Below are 21,685 nucleotides of genomic sequence, written 5' to 3' on the forward strand. Positions count from 1 at the left end.
ATACCAGAGTTTATTGTATTCACTCAACCCTCTCTGTCAATTCTCACACCCTCAGTTCTTTTACGAAATAGGTCCCTCGGCTACAACTGGGTTGGTCAGTACGCCAATCCCATCAATAGTAATACTCACAACATCTCCCGGATGAATAGGAGAAACGCCCGCAGGGGTGCCAGTAAGAATGACATCGCCGGGTTCCAAGGTCATTATGGAAGAGATAAAGGCAATCAATTGAGCCACCGAAAAGACCATCTCACGCGTGGACCCCAATTGACGAACTTCACCATTCACACGACAGATGATAGGCAAATCTCCAATATCCAGATCTGTCTCTATCCACGGTCCCAGAGGACAGAATGTATCAAATCCCTTTGCCCGCGTCCATTGCCCATCTCTACGTTGCAAATCTCGCGCTGTTACATCGTTCCCAATCGTGTATCCCAATACATATTGCTCAGCCTCTTCCGCACGAATCCACCGGCCACGTCGCCCCACCACCACGGCCAATTCAGCCTCATGTTCGACTTGTTGGGATTGAGGTGGTAACACAATCGGCTCGTCCGGCCCAATGACAGAAGAGGGAGGTTTAAGGAATAGCAGAGGCACCTCCGGAACCTCAGCCCCATGTTCGTGAGCATGTTCAATATAATTTCGTCCCACACAGACTATCTTGGTGGGTTGAACAGGAGCCAATAACTTGACCGAGGAGAGGGGTAAACGAGCTTCCTGGCGCCGAAATTCGTAGAAGGGATTTCCTTCAATGGGACCAATGAACTCTCCATACACCCAACCAAAGTGAATGTCCCCCTCATGAAGAAAACGCACTAGCCGCATCCATGACCTCCACGAGTGCAGATTGCCAGACTTGACAATGTATTATATAATATAAATGCCATGGGGATGAACGGCTTCGACGGAAGAGGCTGATCCCGAACGGCGAGCCGAGAGGCGCCGACCTCGTAAAATCAGCGCAAAAAATAAGTGCCAACCGCACGAATTACGCTGCTCTCCCCTTGGCTGCGTAAGCCAATAGGGACGAGCACCCTGGTCTCCCGAGTGTGAGACCACGTCTGCCTACCCCGCTGCCTGGCCGGTGGTAGAGCGGGCGTGAGAAAGCCAGGCTGCCGTACAGCACGCTGCGGGCTGTGCGAAAGACTTAGCAGCTAGCGTGGCTCCCGTTCTGTTGGTCGTCGGGAGTAGCGCGAAAACCAAAGACCAACTACGCTCGTAGATGTTCGAGGGTCGAATCTTTCGGACGCGGGTTCGATTCCCGCCATCTCCACCTCTCAAGAGCGAGCTTAACAACAATTGACTCGCTCTTGATTTTATATATCCACCACCAATCCTTTCAAGTAGAGTCCTTCTGGAAAGCTTAAAGCAACCGGGTGATCCGGCGCCTGAAACAAGCGCCTGGAAATACGCCCTTCAACTCTGGCGTCTAATGCAGCATCAGCAACGATTTTTTGGAACAACTCAGGGGTAATTCCACCCGAGCAGGAAAAGGTGACCAGGATCCCACCCGGCCGAAGCAATTTGAATGCCAACCAATTGATGTCCTTATAACCTCGCGCGGCACGGGCAACTTGTGCGGCTGTTGGAGCGAATTTGGGGGGATCAAGAATGATCAAATCAAATTTTCGCCCCAGATCACGAAATCGGCGCAGCACCTGAAACACATCTCCCTCGATCCATTCCTGATGATCTGGGTTAAAGCCATTCAGAGCTACATTCTCGCGAGCCAGCGCAAGGGCTTCACCCGATGAATCAATTGAACATACTGATTTCGCCCCACCAGCCAACGCGTATACAGAGAAGGCTCCAGTGTAACAAAAGGCATTCAACACCTCCCGCCCTGCAGCCAAATTACTGGTTATGCGTCGATTCTCACGCTGATCAAGATAAAAACCGGTCTTCTGCCCGCGTAGAATATCCACCCAGAAGCAATGACCATGCTCCCGAATTTTTACCCGCTCTGGGGGTACCCCTCCATTCACAGCTCCTGTGCGAGGGCGCAATCCCTCCAGTTCGCGTACATCTACGTCCGAACGCTCGTAAATATGCGTCAGGCCAGTCAATCGGCGTAAAGTAGAAAAAATCTCAGTGCGCCAGAACTCCATACCTGCAGTCAGAATCTGCACCACCAACCAATTGGCATAACGATCCACGATCAGGCCTGGCAATCCGTCCGATTCCGCGTGGACGAGACGGTAGGCTGTAATTGCATCATCATTATTTTGCAACCACCAACGACGCGCCATGGCCTGAGCGATTCGGCGCTCAAAAAAGGCGGGGCCAACATCATCCTCAGTGTCCCAACTCCAGATCCGCGCTCGAATCGAGGAATGAGGACTATACCCAGCCCAAGCCAGCCACTGGCCCTCTGCGGAATACACGGCAACCGTTTCTCCCATTCCGGGTTTGCCCTCAACCCTGGCAATAGCGCCTGAGTAAATCCACGGATGCCTCTGTAAAACTGAGCGTTCGCGACCGGGCCTTAAGATTAGGCGCTTCTCAATAGATGACCTGACAACGTTCACGCCCTTTCCTCATCCTCTACAGGAGAACGCTCAACCATGGCTATCAAGTCTTGCTCCGAGATAATTGGTATACCGAGCGTCCGCGCCCGCTCTAACTTCGACCCTGGATTCTCACCTACCACCAAATAATGGGTATTTCGGGAAACGCTCTCACTCACCTTACCACCATAAGATTGGATATATTCTTTAACTTCTTCACGTGAAAAGCGTTTAAGCGTACCCGTGACTACAAAAGTAAGCCCTGCTAAGGGCAAGGGACGTTTCGGCATAACTTCTTGTCGCTCTACCGGCCAAACCCCAGCTGCCTTGAGCTTCTCAAGCACTTTGCGATTAGTAGGCCGAGCAAACCAGTCCACAATACTCTGGGCAATGTTAGGACCAATTCCTTCAATTTGTTGCAACTCTTCCGCTGTTGCCCGAGATAGCGCCTCTAAATCCGGATATACGCTTGCCAAGGTGGCCGCCATCACCTCGCCCACCCCATGAATCCCAAGCGCATTGATCAAGCGTGCCAGTGGACGATGCTTTGAGGCCTCGATAGCACGCAGAATGTTTTCGGCCTTCTTATCTGCAAAGCCCTCCAGGGTTAGCAAGTCATCCTTTTTTAGATAATAGAGATCTGCAACATCATGAACAAAGCCTTTGTTCACAAGTTGCTCAACGATCTTAATCCCCAACCCAGTAATATCCATGGCCGAACGTGAAACAAAATGCTCCACGTTGCGAATAATTTGAGCCGGACAGGCCGCGTTAACACAGTACCAAGCAACCTCCCCCTCATAGTGCTGAACGGGTTGACCACAGGCCGGACAGATTCGCGGCGGCTCAAAAATGCGCTCCTGGCCCGTGCGCGCTTCGACAATGGGACCAACCACATAAGGAATCACGTCCCCGGCTCGCTTAACCAGTACGCGATCTCCAATGCGAATATCCTTTTCCGCAATGTAGTCAAAATTGTGCAAAGTGGCCTGCTTAACCACCACTCCCCCAATTTCGACAGGTTCCAAAACTGCTGTAGGGGTAAGCACACCGGTGCGACCAACACTTACCTCAATGTCGCGCAAGATCGTACTCACCTCACGGGCCGGGAACTTAAACGCCAGCATTCCCCGAGGATCCTTGCCCACAACCCCCAACGCCTCTTGCAAACGCAAATCGTTGATTTTGATGACCACTCCGTCCGCCTCATAGGGTAGAGTATCACGCCTTTCCAACCAGCGCGAGCACCCCTCAAGCACAGCCTCCAAATTAGCACAATATTCAGCATCCCTTGTCACCGGGAAGCCCAACTCTCTTAAGAATTGCAGGGTCTCCCACTGGGTATTAGGAACCTCACCACTAGCTTCTACAATGGCATAGGTCAACAGAGTAAGCGGTCGCGAGGCAGTAAGAGAAGGATCCAATTGACGCAGTGATCCTGCAGCCGTGTTGCGTGGATTGAGGTAGGGCTTTTCTCCCGCCGCAATCAACCGCCGATTGAGCTCCTCGAAATCTCGGATTGTAATGAAAGCCTCTCCACGCACCACCAATCGCTCGGGAGGATGAAGAGCCTCTGTTTCGACGGGAATCCGCAACGGCAACGCCCGTACGGTGCGCAAGTTAGCAGTAATATCCTCACCTACTTCGCCGTCACCACGTGTGGCCCCTAACACAAATTGCCCCTGATGATAGTGAAGCACGACCGTTAATCCATCAATTTTTGGTTCCAGCACAAAATCTGCTTGACGAACTCGCTCATCCAGACGCACTAAGCGCTCATACCAGGCACGTACATCCTCCAGAGTAAAAGCATTTGCCAAGCTAAGAATGGGTCGTGGATGGCGAACCTTATTAAAGCGTTCCAGGGGTGGTCCTCCAGAACGCTGACTGGGTGAATCAGAAGTTACCCATTCGGGATGGGCTGCCTCGATCTCTCGCAGGCGCGCCATCATCTGATCGAATTCATAATCACTGATTAGGGGGGAGTCGAGAACATGATACCGGTAGTTATGGAAGTTAATCTCGCGTTTCAGACGTTCATATTCTTCACGCAAGGCATCTAGCGATAGAGTCTCCATTGACCGCTCACCTCCGTTTCAAAATTATAGCATCCCCCGCGTAGGCTCTACTCGCAAAACCCACCTAAGGGCAGATTAGCAACTTTTCGAGGCGATATATAGTTTTTCACATTGCCACCCCAAGAGAAGCGTGCTACACTACTTTAAAGTTCACTGCTTGGGAGGGGCAAACAATGAGCGCAGGTAAAATCATTGCTTATATTGTAGCCGCAATCCTAATTTTTTTCGGGGTTCTGTTTGTCTGGGGTGCTACTGGCGACCAGGGCGATTTAATGTGGATTCCCATTGGACTGATTACCATTGCTCTGGGGCTAGTGTTAATTTTCTGGGCAGCTCGACGTCCCAAGCAGGAAACGCCCCCCCAGGTCACTCTCAAGGTCGACTTGCCCGCTAATATTAACCTAGACACACTAAAATGCAAATCGTGCGGTGGAACCTTAAAAGCCGAGAATATCAAAATAGTAGCGGGAGCGCCTGTCGTGACCTGCCCCTATTGTGGCACCAGTTATCAACTCACCGAAGAACCCAAATGGTAAACCAGCCGGGTAAGGGAACTACTATGAGGCAATGGCTTAATTTGCTGCTCACCTTACTTCTGAGCGCGGCCTTACTCAACTACGTACAACCAGTAACTGCTCAGAATTACGCATTTGAAGTCCTGCGCCAAGAAGTTGATCTTTATGTCAATCCTGATGGGACGATTACCCTCTACTATGAGATTGAATTCCATAACCAGCCCGGCGCCAGCCCGATTGACTTTGTAGATATTGGTCTTCCAAATGACAACTACAGCCTTTCAAACATCAAAGCGGATATTGATGGCTATCCCCTTAGTGATATCGAGCCCTCGCCTTATGTGCAGCCTGGAATTGCCATTGGCTTGGGCGCCCGGACAATTGCACCGGGGCGATCAGGTACTCTTCATATCACTATTGAGGGAATTGAAGGTGCAATTGGAGAATCAACCCTCCAACTGACCGAGCCCTACGCTAGCATCGTTTTTAGCCCCTCCTGGTTTGATAAGGCTTTTGTCAAAGGGAAGACCGATTATTCAGTTACCATTATCCTCCCACCCGGATTGACAGCCGAAGAACCTCGTTACCACAAACCCAGCCATAACTGGCCAGGTAGTGATGAGCCATATTTCAACTTTGACGCCCAAGGGCGGGTGTACTATACCTGGCGATCTACAGAAGCAAATGCTTATACCCAGTATATATTTGGTGCCAGTTTTCCAGCCCGTCTGGTGCCGGCGGCAGCTATTGTTGCAACTCCAAGCCCCAACCCGCGTTCGTTCCAGATCAACGAAGACCTGATAGGTCTTCTCTGCTGTGTGGGATTCGTGGGTATCCTCGTTGCCGTGGTCTACGCAGGGTATCGTTCCAATCAGAAACGACGTATGCAGTATTTGCCGCCCAAGATTGCTATTGAAGGGCATGGCATCAAAAGAGGGTTAACCGCCGTGGAAGCCGCTATTTTGATGGAACAACCGGTAGACAAAATCCTCACTATGATCCTCTTCTCGGTCCTCAAAAAAGGTGCCGCCACTGTCAACCAACAGCAACCTCTCAAAATTGAGGTCATTTCTCCACTGCCGGAAGGGCTCCAACCCTACGAAGTCGAGTTTCTCGACGCCATGCGTCTAGAGAATCCGGGAAAACGGCAGAGGAAGTTACAGGAAATGATGGTTAATCTTATCAATGCTGTTTCAGAGAAAATGCGCGGTTTCAGCCGCAAGGAAACCATTGCTTATTATGAGGGTATTGTCAAAAAAGCCTGGGAGCAGGTCAAAGCCGCCGAAACCCCAGAGGTCCGTGCCTTGACCTACGATGAAGTCATGGACTGGACCATGCTGGATCGTCGTTGGGAAGATCAGACCCGCGAAATCTTTACCTCGGGACCTGTTTTCGTGCCCACCTGGTGGGGGCGCTATGATCCAGATTTCCGCCGCGCCGCACCTGCTCCCCCAATTTCCTCTGCTCCAGCACCAAGTGGTGGTTCAAAAACCACCATTAATCTCCCCAAGTTGCCTGGTTCCGACTTTGCCGCCTCTATGGTGCGTGGAGTAGAGACTTTCTCTGCCAGTGTCATTGGTAATCTAACTGACTTCACAGGCAAAATTACAGCCCGCACCAACCCTCCGCCACCCCCTACCAGCACTTCTGCATCGCGAAGAGGGGGCGGAGGTGGTTCATGCGCTTGTGCATGCGCCTGCGCTTGCGCAGGATGTGCATGTGCCTGCGCAGGCGGAGGACGTTGAAGGCTGGAGGGTGTCATGGGGCTCTGGAATAACTTGTTTTCTTCGCCGAAAGCCATCTCCCCTCTGCCCTCACCAGGAGTTTATCACTTTCTACGCGAATCCCCCCAGGGTAAGGCACGTATTCACTTGCGAATTGAGCCAGAGGGACACGGAAGCCTATTAGTCAACGCCAGCCGCATCTATCACCTGAATCCCACCGCCACCTTGATGGGCTATCTTGTCCTCGCCGGGCAGCCCGAGCCGAACATCATTAGAACGATCACGGCTCACTTCCGGGCAAATCCAGCCCAAGTGACGAGAGATTTTCAAGCCTTTCTCCCCCGCTTCAAGGCGCTAATTGAGCCAGGAGACAGTTGCCCTATATGTGACCTTGACCTGGAAACCCTGCCCCCCTTCTCCACCCGTTCCAATGCGCCTTACCGCATGGATTTAGCCCTCACCTACCGTTGCAACAACGATTGTGCCCATTGTTATAACGCCAGGCCCCGATCATATCCAGAACTGGATACCCCGACCTGGCAAGCCATTCTCGACCGGCTCTGGGAACTGGGTATTCCTCACATAGTTTTTACCGGGGGTGAACCCACCGTGCGTAAGGATCTGCCCCAATTAATTGCGTATGCCGAACACTTAGGACAAATAACCGGGCTGAACACTAATGGACGACGGTTGAGCGATCTCAATTACCTCACATCTTTATGCACAGCCGGATTGGATCATGTTCAAATCACTTTAGAATCACACGATCCTGCCATTCACGACCGTATGGTAGGTCGCCCTGGTGCCTGGCAGCAAACCGTTCAAGGGATTCGCAACGCCTTAAGAACCCGCCTTTTTGTAATGACCAACACCACCTTGTTAACCGTGAACGCCCCTTATCTTGCGCAAACCTTGGATTTCCTGGCTGAACTAGGCGTACCCACTGTTGGTCTTAACGGGCTGATCCATTCTGGTGGGGGTGCCACGATAGATACAGGGGTTCCTGAAGCCCAGCTCACTGATCTTTTGGCCATTGCCCGAGAGAAGACCTCTCAGAATGGGCAACGTTTGGTCTGGTATACCCCTACGCGCTACTGTCACTTTGACCCAGTGCTCAATGGGCTGGGGTTGAAAGGCTGCACCGCCGCCTGGTATAACATGTGCATTGAACCTGACGGTTACGTTTTACCTTGTCAGTCCTACTATCAACCTTTGGGGCACATCCTGGAAGATGCCTGGGAAAAGATCTGGAATCACGAGCTGGCTTTGGCATTGCGCGAACGGCGTTATGTTCCAGATGCCTGTCATGATTGCGCTTTGCTCCAGGAGTGCGGGGGAGGATGCCCTCTAACTTATTCAACCCTAGTTGGCTTTCCTTTAGATCCAAGCACTATATGAGCCGCTCACGGAGGCGAGAATGAGGCAAAGATTCCGCGAATGGGTCGAGAAACTATTTCTTGCCCCAAACAAGCCGCTATCACCGGGCATGTTTCACTGGCAAACCCCTCCCGATGCACCCCAACCCCATCGTTTACATTTGCGGATAGAACCCGATGGGCAGGGTTTACTGATCTTGGATGCTTCCACAGTCTTGCACTTAAACCAAACGGCCACCGAATACGCTTATCATCGAATCCTTGGTACACCCGCTGAGGAAGTAGCCCAACAAATTGCCAAACGTTACCGTGTGTCCAAGTCTCAAGCCCTTGCGGACTACCATGCATTCCTAGAACGTTTAGAGAGTCTTTTGAACACCCCTGACCTTGATCCTGAGATCTATCTGGGCTTGGAACGATATACACCTTATCAGGAACTCCTTAGCGCCCCTCTACGTCTTGACTGTGCTCTGACCTACCGCACCGAAGATGAGTCCATCCGCCATGTAGCACCCGTCGATCGTGTCCGGCGAGAACTAGTTTTTGAGGAATGGCAACAGTGCTTACAGAAGGCCTGGGATGCAGGCATCCCCCACGTCATTTTTACCGGGGGTGAGCCAACTTTGCGACCAGATTTGATTGACTTGATCGCTTTTGTGGAGTCATTGGGAATGGTCAGCGGCCTGCTCACCAGTGGATTAAGATTAGTTGAGAAGGACTATCTCACTCGCATTTTAGCTAGTGGCCTGGATCATGTCATGATTGTGCTTGACCCGCTTAATGAAATTTCGTGGGAAGCCATTCGTGATACTCTGGCCGCCGACCTGGCCATAACTGTCCATTTGACCATCACCCCGGATAATCAAAACGCTCTGATGGGTTTGATCGAACGCCTATCGCGCATGGGGGTCTCCAGAATCAGCCTCTCGGCAACTCATCCGCAGCTCCATTCAGCTCTGCAAAGCACCCGGGAATACGTTGCTCGCTCGGGCATGCACTTGGTATGGGACCTACCCGTTCCGTACTCGCATCTCAATCCGGTGGCCTTAGAACTGAGCCAAGCTCTAGAGTCCCCCCCACAAGGGGCTGGGATAGCTTGGCTTTATGTAGAACCGGATGGTGATGTACTCCCTTACCAAGGGGCTTCAAAAGTTTTGGGAAATTTATTGACTGACTCCTGGGACGTCATTTGGAAACGTGCAAAACCACACTGAAACCCTCTGGCATCAAAGATTTGTAATTCAAGCCCGCTGGAGCGCTCAAGTTCGCCAGCACCTTCTCAATGAACTTGCCCCATTGCCCATCCGTCGCATCCTTGAAGTGGGATGTGGCACAGGCGCCATTCTTTCAGAGCCCATTTGGTCAAGATATACACGCATTGGCCTTGATATTCACTGGGCTTATCTGAAATACGCCCAGGCTACAATCCCCGCGGCTAGCCTTTGCCAGGGAGATGCCCACGTCCTCCCGTTTGCGAGGGCGTCCTTTGATCTCTGCTATACCCATTATTTACTTCTATGGGTCAACGCAGGGAGGGTTCTGAGGGAATGTGTCCGTGTAACACGCCCAGGGGGATTTGTGGCTGCCCTGGCCGAACCCGATTATGGTGGGCGCATTGATTATCCACCCGAATTCTGCCCTCTAGGAGATTATCAAATTCGTGCCATTCAAAAGGCAGGGGGGAATCCCTTCATTGGGCGCAAACTGGCTGAGCTTTTTACTCAGGCGGGATTGATCCACTTGCGAGTTGGGATTCTCGGGGCCTACTGGCAATATCCCCCTAATCCCCAGGAGATCACCAGCGGGTGGTCGCTTCTCAAGATGGATTTGCAAGAAGAGATTCCCCTAGAATCCCTCGAACGCTGGGAGAGGCGCGACCGCATAGCTTGGGAGCAAGGAAAACGCATCCTTTTCGTACCAACATTTTTTGCCTGGGGCCAAGTTCCTCAAAATTCACGAGAAAATTACCCTTAATGACCCTTGACAACCCACAAAAATCTCTGTAAGATTGCGCCATTATTTTAGAGAGTACCTAAAAATTGAATAACAGAGAAATAGCGACTGAGCCTCCCAGCCCAAGGCTGAGAGGTGACGAGGTGGAGGTTCCTCTCTGCGAAGAGAGTGCTAACCCTGAGGGGGGATGCAATCAGGGGAAAATCGGAACGATCAGCGGATGCCTCTGAAGCCCGACCACAGGCTTCTTTCTCCCTTCGAAACAAGGGTTTGGGTTCAAAAGCGGTTGGCGACAACCGACCAAAGCCTACCCGGTGGTAGTCCGGCAGAAAATCTGTGCCGGCTAGATCTGTATGAAGGGGCACCCATTCATCGCCAAAGTGGGCATGCCGAGCATGTCCATAAACTTTTTAAGCCAAGGAGGCTGTGTGTTATGGATACCAAAGATGTGCTTGCCAGAGTCAGGGAAGACAATGTGAAGTTTATTTCCCTCCAATTTGCGGATGTAGTGGGAATGGTAAAAAGCGTCGATATACCCGTAGACCAACTAGAGGGCGCTCTCGAAAATGGTGTCTGGTTCGATGGCTCCTCCGTCGAGGGGTTTGCCCGCATTCAGGAAAGTGACATGCATCTCCATATAGACCCCGACACTTATGCGGTTCTGCCTTGGTCCCCTCCAGATATGCGGCGAGCCCGCCTTTTCTGCGATATTTACCAACCTGATGGCACCCCTTTTCCCGGCGATCCACGCGGTACCCTTAAGCGCACGCTTGCCAAACTCCGCGAACAGCGGGGGTGGGTGTACAACGTGGGGCCAGAACCCGAGTTCTTTCTCTTTCGTCGTAATGGAACCGAGACAATCCGCCCGGTGCCTCACGACGTCGTGGGTTATTTTGATTTTTCTTCAGACGATGAAGCCGTTCGAGTGCGCACTGAGTTGATGGCAGCACTGAAAAGCATGGGATTGGAAATCGAAGTTGGACATCACGAAGTCGCTGTAGGACAACATGAAATTGATTTCCGCTTTGCAGATGCTTTGCGCACCGCTGATAATGTCCTTACGCTCAAGTACACCGTCAAAGCCATCGCTGCTCAGCATGGGTTGATCGCCTCCTTCATGCCCAAACCAGTGTTTGGGATCAACGGCTCAGGAATGCACTGCCACCAATCTTTATTTGACCTACAAGGGAACAATCTGTTTTTTGACTCTCAGGATGAATTTCATCTCTCTTCGCTGGCCTATGGATTCATTGCCGGCCAGTTGGCGCATGCCCGTGCACTGGCGGCCATTGTTGCTCCCACGGTCAATTCCTACAAACGTTTAGTTCCTGGCTATGAAGCCCCGGTCTACATCTGCTGGGCGCAGATCAACCGATCGGCTCTCATTCGCATCCCGCGTTATACGCCTGGGCAACACAAAGCCACCCGCGCTGAATTGCGCTTCCCTGACCCCTCGGCTAACCCTTACTTGGCCTTTACCGCAATGCTCGTGGCAGGTCTGGACGGAATTGATCGCCAGCTCGCTTGCCCGGCTCCTCTTAATAACGTCAACGTCTATGAACTCTCGCCTGAAGAGCGGGAAGAAATGGGAGTTAAAGAACTGCCTGGCTCACTCTACGAGGCCATCCAGGAATTGGATAAAGATGAGGTCGTCAAGGGCGCCTTTGATCCAAGCCTCTACTACGCTTATCGCCGCGCCAAACTAGCCGAGTGGGAGGAGTTTCACATCCAAGTCACCGATTGGGAGTTAGAGCGCTTCCTGGAGACAGCCTGATCTTTCAGCATAAAACTGAGGGTGCAAATTGCTCTGCACCCTCAGTTTGGTTTGTTTAGTTACGCGCAGACTCGGCTGGCTCTTGCTGCAAAACAGCTTCACCCACTTCCTCGGCTCGACGAAAGGTCGGCCTAGTATCGCCTTCCTGATAGTCCACCACGATTTTATCGCCCACCCGGAATTGCCCCGAAAGAATGCTGACCGATAGCGGGCTTTCAATGTACTTCTGAATCGCTCGCCGCAAAGGTCGCGCTCCAAAACTGGGGTCATATCCAATTTCCGCCAACCAACGCCGTGCCGCTGGGCTCAACACCACATCCAGCCCATGCTCTAACAGCCGCTGGCGCACTTCTTTCATTTGAAGATCCACAATCTTATACATGTGCTCCTGGGTCAGTGGTGAGAACATGATAATCTCATCAATGCGGTTGAGAAACTCTGGGCGGAAGGTACTCTTGAGAGCCTTCTGGATCTTTTCTTGGTTAATGCGATCCTCATCATTCTGGTTATCCGGCAGGAAGCCCAGCGTCCCTCCACGACGTACGAACTCAGTACCAAGGTTGCTGGTCATGATGAGCACGGTGTTGCGGAAATCCACCACATGGCCCTGTCCATCTGTCAGACGCCCCTCGTCCAAAATTTGAAGCAAGGCATTCCAGACTTCCGGATGGGCTTTTTCGATTTCATCAAAGAGAATGACCCGATAGGGCCGTCGCCGTACGGCTTCGGTCAGTTGGCCGCCTTCCTCGTATCCGACATAACCAGGAGGCGCTCCAAAGAGCCGTGAGACCGTGTGTTGTTCACGATACTCGCTCATATCCAGACGCACCAATGCGTCTTCATCGCCAAACAGGAATTCGGCCAGGGCCTTTGCCAGCTCCGTCTTACCTACTCCCGAAGGGCCAATGAAAATAAATGATCCAATTGGCCGGCGTGGGTCCTTGAGACCTGCTCGTGCCCGGCGGATGGCATCAGCTATGGCGCGGATTGCCTCTTCTTGCCCAATGACGCGTTCAGCCAACCGTTCTTCCATGTGTACCAGACGCTCAGCCTCCGACTCCATCATCTGGCTGACCGGAATCCCCGTCCACTGAGCAACCACCTCAGCAATGTCATTCACATCCACCACTTCATCCAGTTTGTGCTCAGACTCCCACTGGTCACGTAATTTCTCAAATTCCTCTTGGAGGCGTAAGCGTTCAGCTTTTTTGCGCGCTGCCCGCTCATAATCCCGCTCTAACCCCGCCTGTTCCTCTTCGGCTTGCAAACGATCAATTTCCGATTTCATTTTCTTCAGTTCAGGCGGAAGTGAATACAGTGCAACACGCAGTTTTGCCGCCGCCTCATCAATTAAGTCAATTGCCTTATCCGGTAGATGACGTTCAGTGACATACTGAGCCGAAAGCCGCGCCGCCGCTACCAATGCCTCATCCGAAAAGCGCACTTTGTGGTGAGCTTCATAGCGGTCCCGCAAACCACGTAACATCTCAATGGTTTCCTCTACTGAGGGTTCATCCACGTAAACAGGGGCAAAACGACGTTCCAAGGCGGCATCTTTCTCAATGTACTTATGATACTCGTCCAGAGTTGTCGCCCCAATACACTGTAACTCGCCGCGCGCCAACGCAGGCTTAAGCATGTTGGAAGCGTCCATGGCTCCTTGAGCCGCTCCTGCACCCACCACGGTGTGGAGTTCATCAATGAATAAGATAATCTCACCCTCGGAACGCTGCACTTCCTCAATGGCGGCCTTCAAGCGCTCCTCGAATTCCCCACGGAAGCGACTCCCGGCAATCATTGCGCCCAAGTCCAGCTGAACAACCCGCTTACCCATCAGAATTTCCGGCACGTCATTGGCCGCAATCTTTTGAGCAAGCCCTTCTACAATGGCCGTCTTCCCTACGCCGGCTTCACCGATCAGCACTGGATTATTCTTGGTTCGGCGCGAGAGAATCTGCATGACTCGCAAGATCTCTTGATCGCGCCCAATGACTGGATCGAGTTTGCCCTCACGTGCTAATGCGGTCAGGTCTCGCGAATACTTCTCCAGGGTTCGATAGCGGGTTTCAGCCTGAGGATCGGTCACACGCTGACCACCCCGTATTTGCATGATTGCATCCAACACCCGCTCCCGCGTAATCCCCGCACCCTCGAGCAAACGGGCGGCTGGCGTGTTGCGCTCGCTCAGGATAGCCAGAAAGATATGCTCCGTAGAGATATACTCATCTTTGAGGCGGTTTGCCTCTTCGTTTGCCTGATCAATAATTCGCTTGACCCGCGGTGTTATGAAAATCTGCCCTGCTCCTCCGCCAAAAATGCTGGCTTTAGGACTGGTGCGCAAGATGTAATCCAAGCGGTCTGCCAGCATGCTGGCATCTACCTTAAGGATCTCAAGAATCTGAGGAATCACACCCTGCGGCTGCTCAATCAGCGCTAGCAGGATGTGCTCGGTGTCAATCTGGTTATGACCATAGCGCTGAATAATCTCAGCCGCGCGCTGAGCCGCTTCTTGTGCTCGTTCGGTAAATCGGTCAAATCGCATCATAAGCGTAACATCCCTTTATATTATAGGAAACTAACAATCTGTCCAAAGGAATTATAGCACCTTCAGATTAACAAAATAGAAGCCTTGCATAAGAATTTTGTATGCGTCTGGTCAAACAAAATACTGAGTTCGAACGGATAGGGTAAAATACCTTGGTATGGAAAAAGTTGTCACTCAAGAAAAAGTCCCTATTCGCCCCCTTCACCTTCCTCAGGACATCCTAGCAGTTGCCGACTTAATCGAGGTCTGCTTTGCCAATACCATGGACCCCGATGGTTGGGAATATCTGAGACGTATGCGCACCTGGGGCCTTCAATATCACAATGGTTTTTCCGCTTCACCGGCTTCACCACCTCCAATGAACGGATTTGTGTGGGAAGAAGAGGGCCGAATTGTGGGTAATCTGAACATTGTTATGCCTAGGGTTAAGTCGCAGCACCCTCTTATTGTGAATGTGGCAGTACACCCCGATTACCGCCGTCGCGGGATCGCCAAACGATTAACCGAAAAAGCCATTCATTACCTCAAATCCTGGGATTATCCTTCGGTCTGGCTCCAAGTTAGAGAAGACAACCTAGCTGCGCTTCGCCTCTACGAGGGTTTGGGTTTTCGGGAGCGCGCTCGACGCACAACTTGGACGGCAACGCCTTCGAACAAAACACACCCTCGCCCTTTATCTGCTCATATTCGGCCACGCCAACCAGCAGAGTGGCCACTGCAAGCCGCTTGGCTGGAACGAATCTATCCTGAACAAGTAGTCTGGAATTTACCGCTGGATTTACAACGCTTCCGGCCAGGATTCTTAAACTGCCTGCGAAACCTGGTCAGCGAGACTCCTCGGCTCCACTTCACAGCATTAGAAAGGGGAGAACCGTTGGGTTTTTGCACATGGGAAGCCACCCTCTACTATGCAGACTGGTTATGGGTTGCCCCGTGTCCAAGTTGGACTTCTCAAGCCCTACAGACCTTGCTCCCGACTATGCGCCAGCGATTTGGGAAACAACGTCCTCTTTCGGTCAACTATCCAGCCGGTGAAGATAACGAGGCGTTCCTGACCTGTGGATTTAGCCCCCAGCAAACCCTTATCTGGATGGAACTACCCTTATAATGTGTACAAACATGTGCCCAAACGGAGGAGAAATAAATGAAACGCTTTCTAATTCGCCTGTTCGTAACGGCGCTGGCTTTTTATGTCGCCGTGGCTTTGCTAAGTCCCCAATACATTCAACCTTCATCAAGTAATTGGTTGAGCTTTATCTGGCTAGCATTAATTTTTGGAGTGATTAATGCCATTGTTCGCCCCATCTTGATCATCCTGGGATGCCCTTTCATCATCCTGACCCTAGGCTTGGGAATTCTCGTGATCAATACCGCCCTGTTCGCCCTGGCTGGATGGATTGGCAATCAGTTTGGGGTTGGGTTCACAGTAAGTGGTTTCTGGGGCGCGTTCCTCGGCTCACTGGTGGTAAGCATCATCCTTTTCATCAGCCAATTCTTTATCGAGGATATGCGCAAGAAATAAACACACTTGCCCAAACCCTCGCACATGAGCGTTATTCATCCCAGAAATCTGCCGGGCAAACCACTTTGAAAGCCTCAACCGCTTCCCTCAAGTGTCCGTTGCTTGAGGGGAGCAAGTCTTCTGCTTCCCATTTCCATGTGTAGAGATCTGAGATAGCACGATAGGCTGTCAAATCAAGCTGTAAAGGGGTAATGGAGACAAAACCTTCTGCCAACGCCCCCACATCGCTCCCATTTTCAGGAATCCCTGTGGGTACATCACCGCTAATCCAGTAGTATGTTTTTCCCCGTGGATCAATGCGTTCATCCAGACGATTATGATACACTCGTAAGCCCTGGCGGGTAATACGAAATCCGCGTATCTTTCCCTCTGGCAGAGCAGGAATGTTGACATTAAGCAGAATACCCTTCGGAATCCCGTTCTTAAGCACCTGTCCAACGATCTTTTGAGCTAACTGTGCAGCAAGTTGATAATCCACCCCTTTATCCAAACCGTTTTCGCTAATTTCCAGTGAGAATGCCACGGCTGGGATTCCGGCAATTACGGCCTCCATTGCTGCGGTGACCGTACCCGAATAGGTAACATCATACCCCAAATTAGCACCCTGGTTGATTCCCGATACAACCAGATCGATTGGCCGCTTAAAGAACCCCAACACGGCCAAAGAGACACAATCCGAGGGAGCGCCATCACTGGCAAAGGCCAAAGTGCCGTCAGATAGCCGATACTCTCGTACCCGCAAAGGACGATCCAATGTTTTCACATGTCCTCCACCTGACCAGTTGCGTTCGGGGGCAAGAATGCTTACCTCCCCCCATGCTCGCATGGCCTGTGCCAATGCCAACAATCCCGGTGAGAGCACACCATCATCATTCGTTACTAGGATATGAGGATAACTGTGAATTCTGCTTGCCATTACAATAGCCCTCCGTTACTGTAAGCATACCCTAAAAGGCTTAACACCCCGTTGAAGGGGTGTTAAGAAGGGATAAACGCTTGATAAATGTTTCTTGAGGGGAATAAAGGGGTATTTACGCTAAGGTAACACGAAGCGCAATATGACCTGATTACCTGCGTCACTAACCCAAACGCGACCCTTTTCATCAACAGCCAAACCCGAAGGCAAACCGAAGCCATCTGTGCTTGTACTATAATCCCCCCAACCGCGCACGAAATTGCCTTGCGGATCAAACTCAAGGATGCGGTAGCCTTCGGGGTCAGTCACGAGGACATGGCCCGAAGGAGCCACTGCGATAAACGGTTTGTTATCCAGTGACTGGCCATACCACCCAGAGATCTCCCACTCCTGCACAGGCAAAAAGAGATTGTTGATGAAGTCAGGACGCAACACCTGAACCCGTTGATTCCAGGTATCAGCAATGTAAATGTTTCCTTTCATATCTAGGGCAATGCCTACCGGCTCGTCAAACTTACCGGCCTCTACTCCAGCCCCACCAAACTGGGCAATATATTGCCCATCGGCCGAGAAAATTACCACCCGCTTGTTACCTGTATCTGTCACATACACGCGGCCCTGCGCATCTACGGCTACTCCACGTGGCCCCCAGAAAGCCTCAGGGCGCTCAGCCTGACCAAAATATCCCCACATAGTGATAAATTGTCCCTCAGGGGTAAATTTCTGAATCCGGTGATTCCATGTATCGGCCACGTAAACGCTTCCATCTGGCCCTACTGCTACTCCCCAGGGCTCATTAAATGTGCCTCCCAGCGCCTGGCCGGTTGTCAGATCAGCAAAACTGCCCCACACACTTAACACTTCGCCTTGAGCAGAGAGATGCTGAATGCGGTGATTACGCGAATCAGCCACGTATATTGAACCATCTGGAGCCACGGCCACCCCACGCGGATTCTGAAATTGTCCGGGTAGATTGCCCGCTACTCCCACCTGCCCCACTACCAAATCCGGTGTCAGTTGAGTCATTCCCTTTTGATACGGATCCGTTACGATGGTGGGAACCTGCTCAGGTAAAACGCCGTAATTCCACATTTGAGCCACTATGTCCTTGCGAACGTAAAAGCGGAGTTTTGCACTCGGCTCCCACGTTTCCAGGGTCAGATTTTGATTGCCAGTTAGTTGAGCATAAGCCGAATAATCACGGTTAAACCAGATTTGGAAGACGGCTGCCCGCATCTTGGGATCGCGTAAAGCTCCCCATATTCGATCCCAGGTCAGGTTGTAATAATCCTGCATCGGCCACCACAAACGCATATATTCAAACTGAACAAATTCCCCCTTGGTAATAGCGTCCAGTTTACTCCAATTCGCACTGTTGCCAGCAATGATCACAGGCACATCCCGTAAATCGCGAGTGGGGTTTTCAGCAAAGTATCGTTTGTTGGGGTAATCGCGAAGATACCACCAATAAGGATATAAGGCATCGTTGTCATAAGCCACCTGGATATCCAAACCTCGCGTTGTACGGCGCGAGATCTCCTCCACTTGTGCCAGGATTTCTTTAGGACCACTGGCCGCGTGTGCGTAGACCAAAAACTCTTTAGCAGTGTCGTAATTGATATAGGCCGCCGTCGCCGCTGTACGGAGAGTGATGAGTCCTAGAAAGGCGAAGAGATAGAGGAGCAACAACTTAACCACATCCAACCGTCGCCACCCCCTGAAAACGTAAATGATCATCGCACCACTAAGTAACGCCACTGTGATCGCAAACACGAACGTGGTAGTCACCTGAAGGTGCTCGAGGGTGTAACCACTGAAGGGTAGGATGGGGCCCATCCATGCCATTATGGCGCCAGTTACCGCGCTAAGGAATACGGGAATTAGCAGTAACCCTAGCCATGCTCGTCCCTGGCGGATGGCGGTCCAAGGTGTCCTATCTACCAACACTCCTAGCCCCCAACCAGCACACAACAACAAGGGCATGGCAATGTGGACGGTTAACCAGGGCATCTTCTCACCCGCTAGAGAGTAAGCCCCTAAACTCGTCACCGCCCAAAAGACCAGCAAACTAAGCACCGGAAGTGCTTCTACCTTCTCAGCAGGTGATTCCGAGTTGTCATCCTGGTCCGGGGTTTGAACAACAGTTCCTTCTGAGACGGATAAGACATTTTCGTTGGGTAATGCTGTCGCCCTCTCCACTGGTGATTCCCCTGAGATCTGGCTGAAGCGACGGTAACGCCAACCCAGGCAAATCGCTAACAACGTACCTAAGGCCGCCAAATACTCATACACTGGAATCTGTAAAAGAGCATAGTAATACCATGGCTGGGTGCCCCGGTTGACCCCCTGTTGCTCCAACCAGTATCCTAGTGATCCCACAATGCCGGTAAAGAAACCAAACCCGTTGGTAAATACCGTTGTATAAAGCACCACGTAAATCCCATAGAAAAGGGCAAAATTGGTCAGCCAAAAGCGAGGTTTCCACAGGAACCCAACCCCCGCCGCAACGAGCATCAACATTACCAACACAATACCACTGCGCAGAATTCCTTGGGGTGAGTAATCTAACGGGTTCCAGTTTTGTCCCAGTAGAACGCCAATGATCTTAACCGGAAATGCCGTCAATTGAGGTAACACCATTGTGCCTACTAAAAGCAACATATCCAGACTGCGTTCCTGTCTTAAATAGGGCCATCCCACTTCACGCAACAAGAGAATAGCCGCCACCACACCCAGTCCCAATCCAATCAGCGCCAATCCAACCTCGATTACTTGAGCCGGATTGATGCCACCTGTTTCCGATGCGGTAACCCCGCGATTGGCGATGGCATTCCACCCTGCCAATACAACGGCTAGCACAAGGGCCAACAATGCTCCGGACAGAACAAGGTTAAACAGGAAATGTTTACGGGCTTCCGGCCATGGGAAATGGACACTCCGCGCCATAAACAGAAGCGCCAGGAAAAGCAACAACTGAGCTGTGTAAATGAAGGCAGTTTCTTTGGTCGCAAACTGAAGCGCTGTAACTGCCGTCAGGATATAAAGCCAGCGTTTCTCACCTTGTTCGAGGTATCTTAAGACCGCCAATAGGGTAACAACACCCCAAAAAGCCACAAAGGCCTCGTTGCGGGTATAACGACCGTAAAAGAGCATATAGGGTGAAATCAGAAACAATACACCCGCGATTAAAGCGCCACTTCGTCCCAAATAACGCCGATAACCCAGGAGCACGACAGCAATTGTTGCTACACTGAAAAGTGCCGCTGGAATGCGAGAGGTAAAATCGCTGTCCCCAAACAAAAAATAGGCGAGGGCAACCACGTGAAACTGGAATGGGCCGTGAGTGATTGGGTCATGCCGATAGCCCCTTCCCATGTAAAGCTCCCACGAAGGAACGACGTGGTTAACTTCATCATGGCTCATCACCCGATCCCCCAAATGATACAGACGGGTAAACAGGGCGAGGCCAAGGATCACTAGCACCAGAAATGTTTCCAGACGCAACGGAGTTCCAACGCTCCAGAGGGGACGGTCTAACCAGTGAGGTGAATTATCCAGAGTCGGGCGCATCATCTTGGCAGTCCTTGAAGAAGTTCGATTGATGTAAAATCATCAAGCACGCACAAACAGAAAACCAACGAAATTATACTCTCATCTCAAAGCGAGGTTCTGTTATATATGAATTCAAGTTATCCTTCAGATTGGTTACCCGATTCCTACTGGGTGGTACCGGGAAAACTTCTGGCTGGCGAGTACCCAGGAGGTCATGATCCCGAGCACACCCGGCAACGCCTGCGTGCCCTGCTAGACCTGGGAGTGCGTGTGTTTATTGATCTCACCTGGGAAGGAGAAGGAGAACCTTACCAAGAATTACTCCGCCAGGAAGCCACCGAGCGTGGCATAGAGGTGGAACACATTCGCTTTCCCATTGCTGACCTTGGGATACCCAGTCGCACTACCATGCGGGCAATCTTAGACTCTATTGACCAGTCGCTTGCAGCTAACTTGGGCACTTACATACATTGCTGGTTTGGGCTAGGCCGTACTGGGACCGTGGTAGGATGCTATCTGGTGCGCCATGGCGCCAGTGGTCCAGAGGCATTAGAGCGTTTACAATATTTGCGCAGAGAAACCGCTAAATGGTGGCGCTCTTCCCCCGAAACTGCTGAGCAGTGTGCCATGATTACCTCGTGGCATGTCGGAGAATAAATCCCTTTTGGAGGGCATCTTTCCATGATCTCAATTCTCCCTTTTCGCCCCGAAGATTACGAAGAGGCTATGGCGCTGTGGAAAAACAGCCCAGGCATAGGACTTAGCCGCGCAGATTCTCCCGAGGCCATTGCCGTGTTTCTAGAGCGCAATCCCGGATTAAATTGGATAGCCAGACAGCATGAGCGCCTTGTAGGCACTCTGTTATGCGGATATGATGGGCGACGTGCATATCTTTACCACTTGGCCGTCCATCCTGATTATCGGCGCCAGGGAATTGGCCGCGCCCTGGTTGAGCGATGCTTGGATCAGCTCAAAGCCATGAAGGTCGAAAAGGCTCATCTTTTCGTTTATGCGGATAACCAGGACGCCATTGCTTTCTGGCAAGCCACAGGCTGGTACTCACGGCCTGAACTGATCATCATGTCGTTCAACGTATCTTGAGGGTTAGCATTCTCGGTCTCATGCCAATGAGTCACACCCCTGAAAATCCTCCATGGGATCTCTCAATATACACCTTTTATAAACACCCTCACCTCAATAGCACAAATGGATGAGAA

At 51.5% G+C, this 21,685-nt stretch carries 16 protein-coding genes and 1 other RNA gene; 11 read left to right on the plus strand and 6 right to left on the minus strand.

Annotated features, from left to right (window positions below):
- Positions 1-60: 60 nt before the first annotated feature.
- Entirely contained in the window at positions 61-831 is a 771-nt protein-coding gene (locus Q0721_RS07950) for a fumarylacetoacetate hydrolase family protein (protein WP_299027965.1), read from the minus strand.
- A 62-nt stretch (positions 832-893) separates the two neighbouring features.
- Here Q0721_RS07950 and ssrA point away from each other — a divergent pair.
- Positions 894-1,282, plus strand: a transfer-messenger RNA (tmRNA) gene (gene ssrA / locus Q0721_RS07955).
- 40 nt (positions 1,283-1,322) lie between these two features.
- Here the strand turns inward: ssrA and Q0721_RS07960 are convergent.
- Positions 1,323-2,534, minus strand: a complete 1,212-nt coding sequence (locus Q0721_RS07960; RefSeq protein WP_299027969.1) for a class I SAM-dependent methyltransferase — start codon at positions 2,532-2,534, stop codon at positions 1,323-1,325.
- Positions 2,531-4,591: an NAD-dependent DNA ligase LigA gene (ligA, locus tag Q0721_RS07965; RefSeq protein ID WP_299027972.1), complete on the minus strand. Its 2,061-nt coding sequence runs from the start codon at positions 4,589-4,591 to the stop codon at positions 2,531-2,533. Before ligA ends, Q0721_RS07960 begins: the two co-directional genes overlap by 4 nt.
- Positions 4,592-4,764: 173 nt before the next feature.
- Here ligA and Q0721_RS07970 point away from each other — a divergent pair, with 173 nt between their 5' ends.
- The 6 genes from Q0721_RS07970 to glnA all read left to right on the plus strand — a co-directional run bounded on the left by Q0721_RS07970 (position 4,765) and on the right by glnA (position 11,933).
- Entirely contained in the window at positions 4,765-5,127 is a 363-nt protein-coding gene (locus Q0721_RS07970) for a hypothetical protein (RefSeq protein WP_299027975.1), read from the plus strand.
- Positions 5,128-5,150: 23 nt separating this feature from the next.
- On the plus strand, positions 5,151-6,851 hold the full coding sequence (locus tag Q0721_RS07975) for a hypothetical protein (RefSeq protein ID WP_299027978.1): 1,701 nt from the start codon (positions 5,151-5,153) through the stop codon (positions 6,849-6,851).
- 15 nt (positions 6,852-6,866) lie between these two features.
- Entirely contained in the window at positions 6,867-8,228 is a 1,362-nt protein-coding gene (locus tag Q0721_RS07980; RefSeq protein WP_299027981.1) for a radical SAM protein, read from the plus strand.
- Between the two features lie 19 nt (positions 8,229-8,247).
- Complete coding sequence (locus Q0721_RS07985; protein ID WP_299027984.1) at positions 8,248-9,420, plus strand: PqqD family peptide modification chaperone; 1,173 nt, start codon at positions 8,248-8,250, stop codon at positions 9,418-9,420.
- A complete protein-coding gene (locus Q0721_RS07990; RefSeq protein ID WP_299027987.1) occupies positions 9,404-10,180 on the plus strand; it encodes a class I SAM-dependent methyltransferase in 777 nt (258 codons plus the stop codon). The genes Q0721_RS07985 and Q0721_RS07990 overlap by 17 nt, the downstream gene beginning before the upstream one ends.
- Before the next feature lie 412 nt (positions 10,181-10,592).
- Positions 10,593-11,933 carry a type I glutamate--ammonia ligase gene (glnA, locus tag Q0721_RS07995; protein ID WP_299027990.1) on the plus strand — a complete coding sequence of 447 codons (1,341 nt, stop codon included), beginning with the start codon at positions 10,593-10,595 and terminating at the stop codon, positions 11,931-11,933.
- Positions 11,934-11,988: 55 nt separating this feature from the next.
- On the opposite strand, the gene Q0721_RS08000 is transcribed toward glnA, so the two are convergent.
- Positions 11,989-14,475 carry an AAA family ATPase gene (locus tag Q0721_RS08000; RefSeq protein WP_366519205.1) on the minus strand — a complete coding sequence of 829 codons (2,487 nt, stop codon included), beginning with the start codon at positions 14,473-14,475 and terminating at the stop codon, positions 11,989-11,991.
- Between the two features lie 160 nt (positions 14,476-14,635).
- On the opposite strand from Q0721_RS08000, the gene Q0721_RS08005 reads away from it, so the two are divergent.
- Both Q0721_RS08005 and Q0721_RS08010 read left to right on the plus strand, forming a co-directional pair.
- Positions 14,636-15,586, plus strand: a complete 951-nt coding sequence (locus Q0721_RS08005) for a GNAT family N-acetyltransferase (protein WP_299027994.1) — start codon at positions 14,636-14,638, stop codon at positions 15,584-15,586.
- A 36-nt stretch (positions 15,587-15,622) separates the two neighbouring features.
- On the plus strand, positions 15,623-16,000 hold the full coding sequence (locus tag Q0721_RS08010) for a phage holin family protein (RefSeq protein WP_299027997.1): 378 nt from the start codon (positions 15,623-15,625) through the stop codon (positions 15,998-16,000).
- 31 nt (positions 16,001-16,031) lie between these two features.
- Here Q0721_RS08010 and surE read toward each other — a convergent pair whose 3' ends face one another.
- Both surE and Q0721_RS08020 read right to left on the minus strand, forming a co-directional pair.
- Complete coding sequence (gene surE / locus Q0721_RS08015) at positions 16,032-16,916, minus strand: 5'/3'-nucleotidase SurE (RefSeq protein WP_299028000.1); 885 nt, start codon at positions 16,914-16,916, stop codon at positions 16,032-16,034.
- A gap of 120 nt (positions 16,917-17,036) precedes the next feature.
- Positions 17,037-20,489 carry a flippase activity-associated protein Agl23 gene (locus tag Q0721_RS08020; RefSeq protein ID WP_299028002.1) on the minus strand — a complete coding sequence of 1,151 codons (3,453 nt, stop codon included), beginning with the start codon at positions 20,487-20,489 and terminating at the stop codon, positions 17,037-17,039.
- Between the two features lie 105 nt (positions 20,490-20,594).
- On the opposite strand from Q0721_RS08020, the gene Q0721_RS08025 reads away from it, so the two are divergent.
- A complete protein-coding gene (locus Q0721_RS08025; protein WP_299028004.1) occupies positions 20,595-21,125 on the plus strand; it encodes a hypothetical protein in 531 nt (176 codons plus the stop codon).
- Positions 21,126-21,149: 24 nt separating this feature from the next.
- A complete protein-coding gene (locus Q0721_RS08030; protein WP_299028006.1) occupies positions 21,150-21,569 on the plus strand; it encodes a GNAT family N-acetyltransferase in 420 nt (139 codons plus the stop codon).
- Positions 21,570-21,685: the final 116 nt, after the last annotated feature.

The sequence above is a fragment of the uncultured Thermanaerothrix sp. genome (assembly GCF_938028735.1).
Classification (GTDB): Bacteria; Chloroflexota; Anaerolineae; order Anaerolineales; family Anaerolineaceae; genus Thermanaerothrix.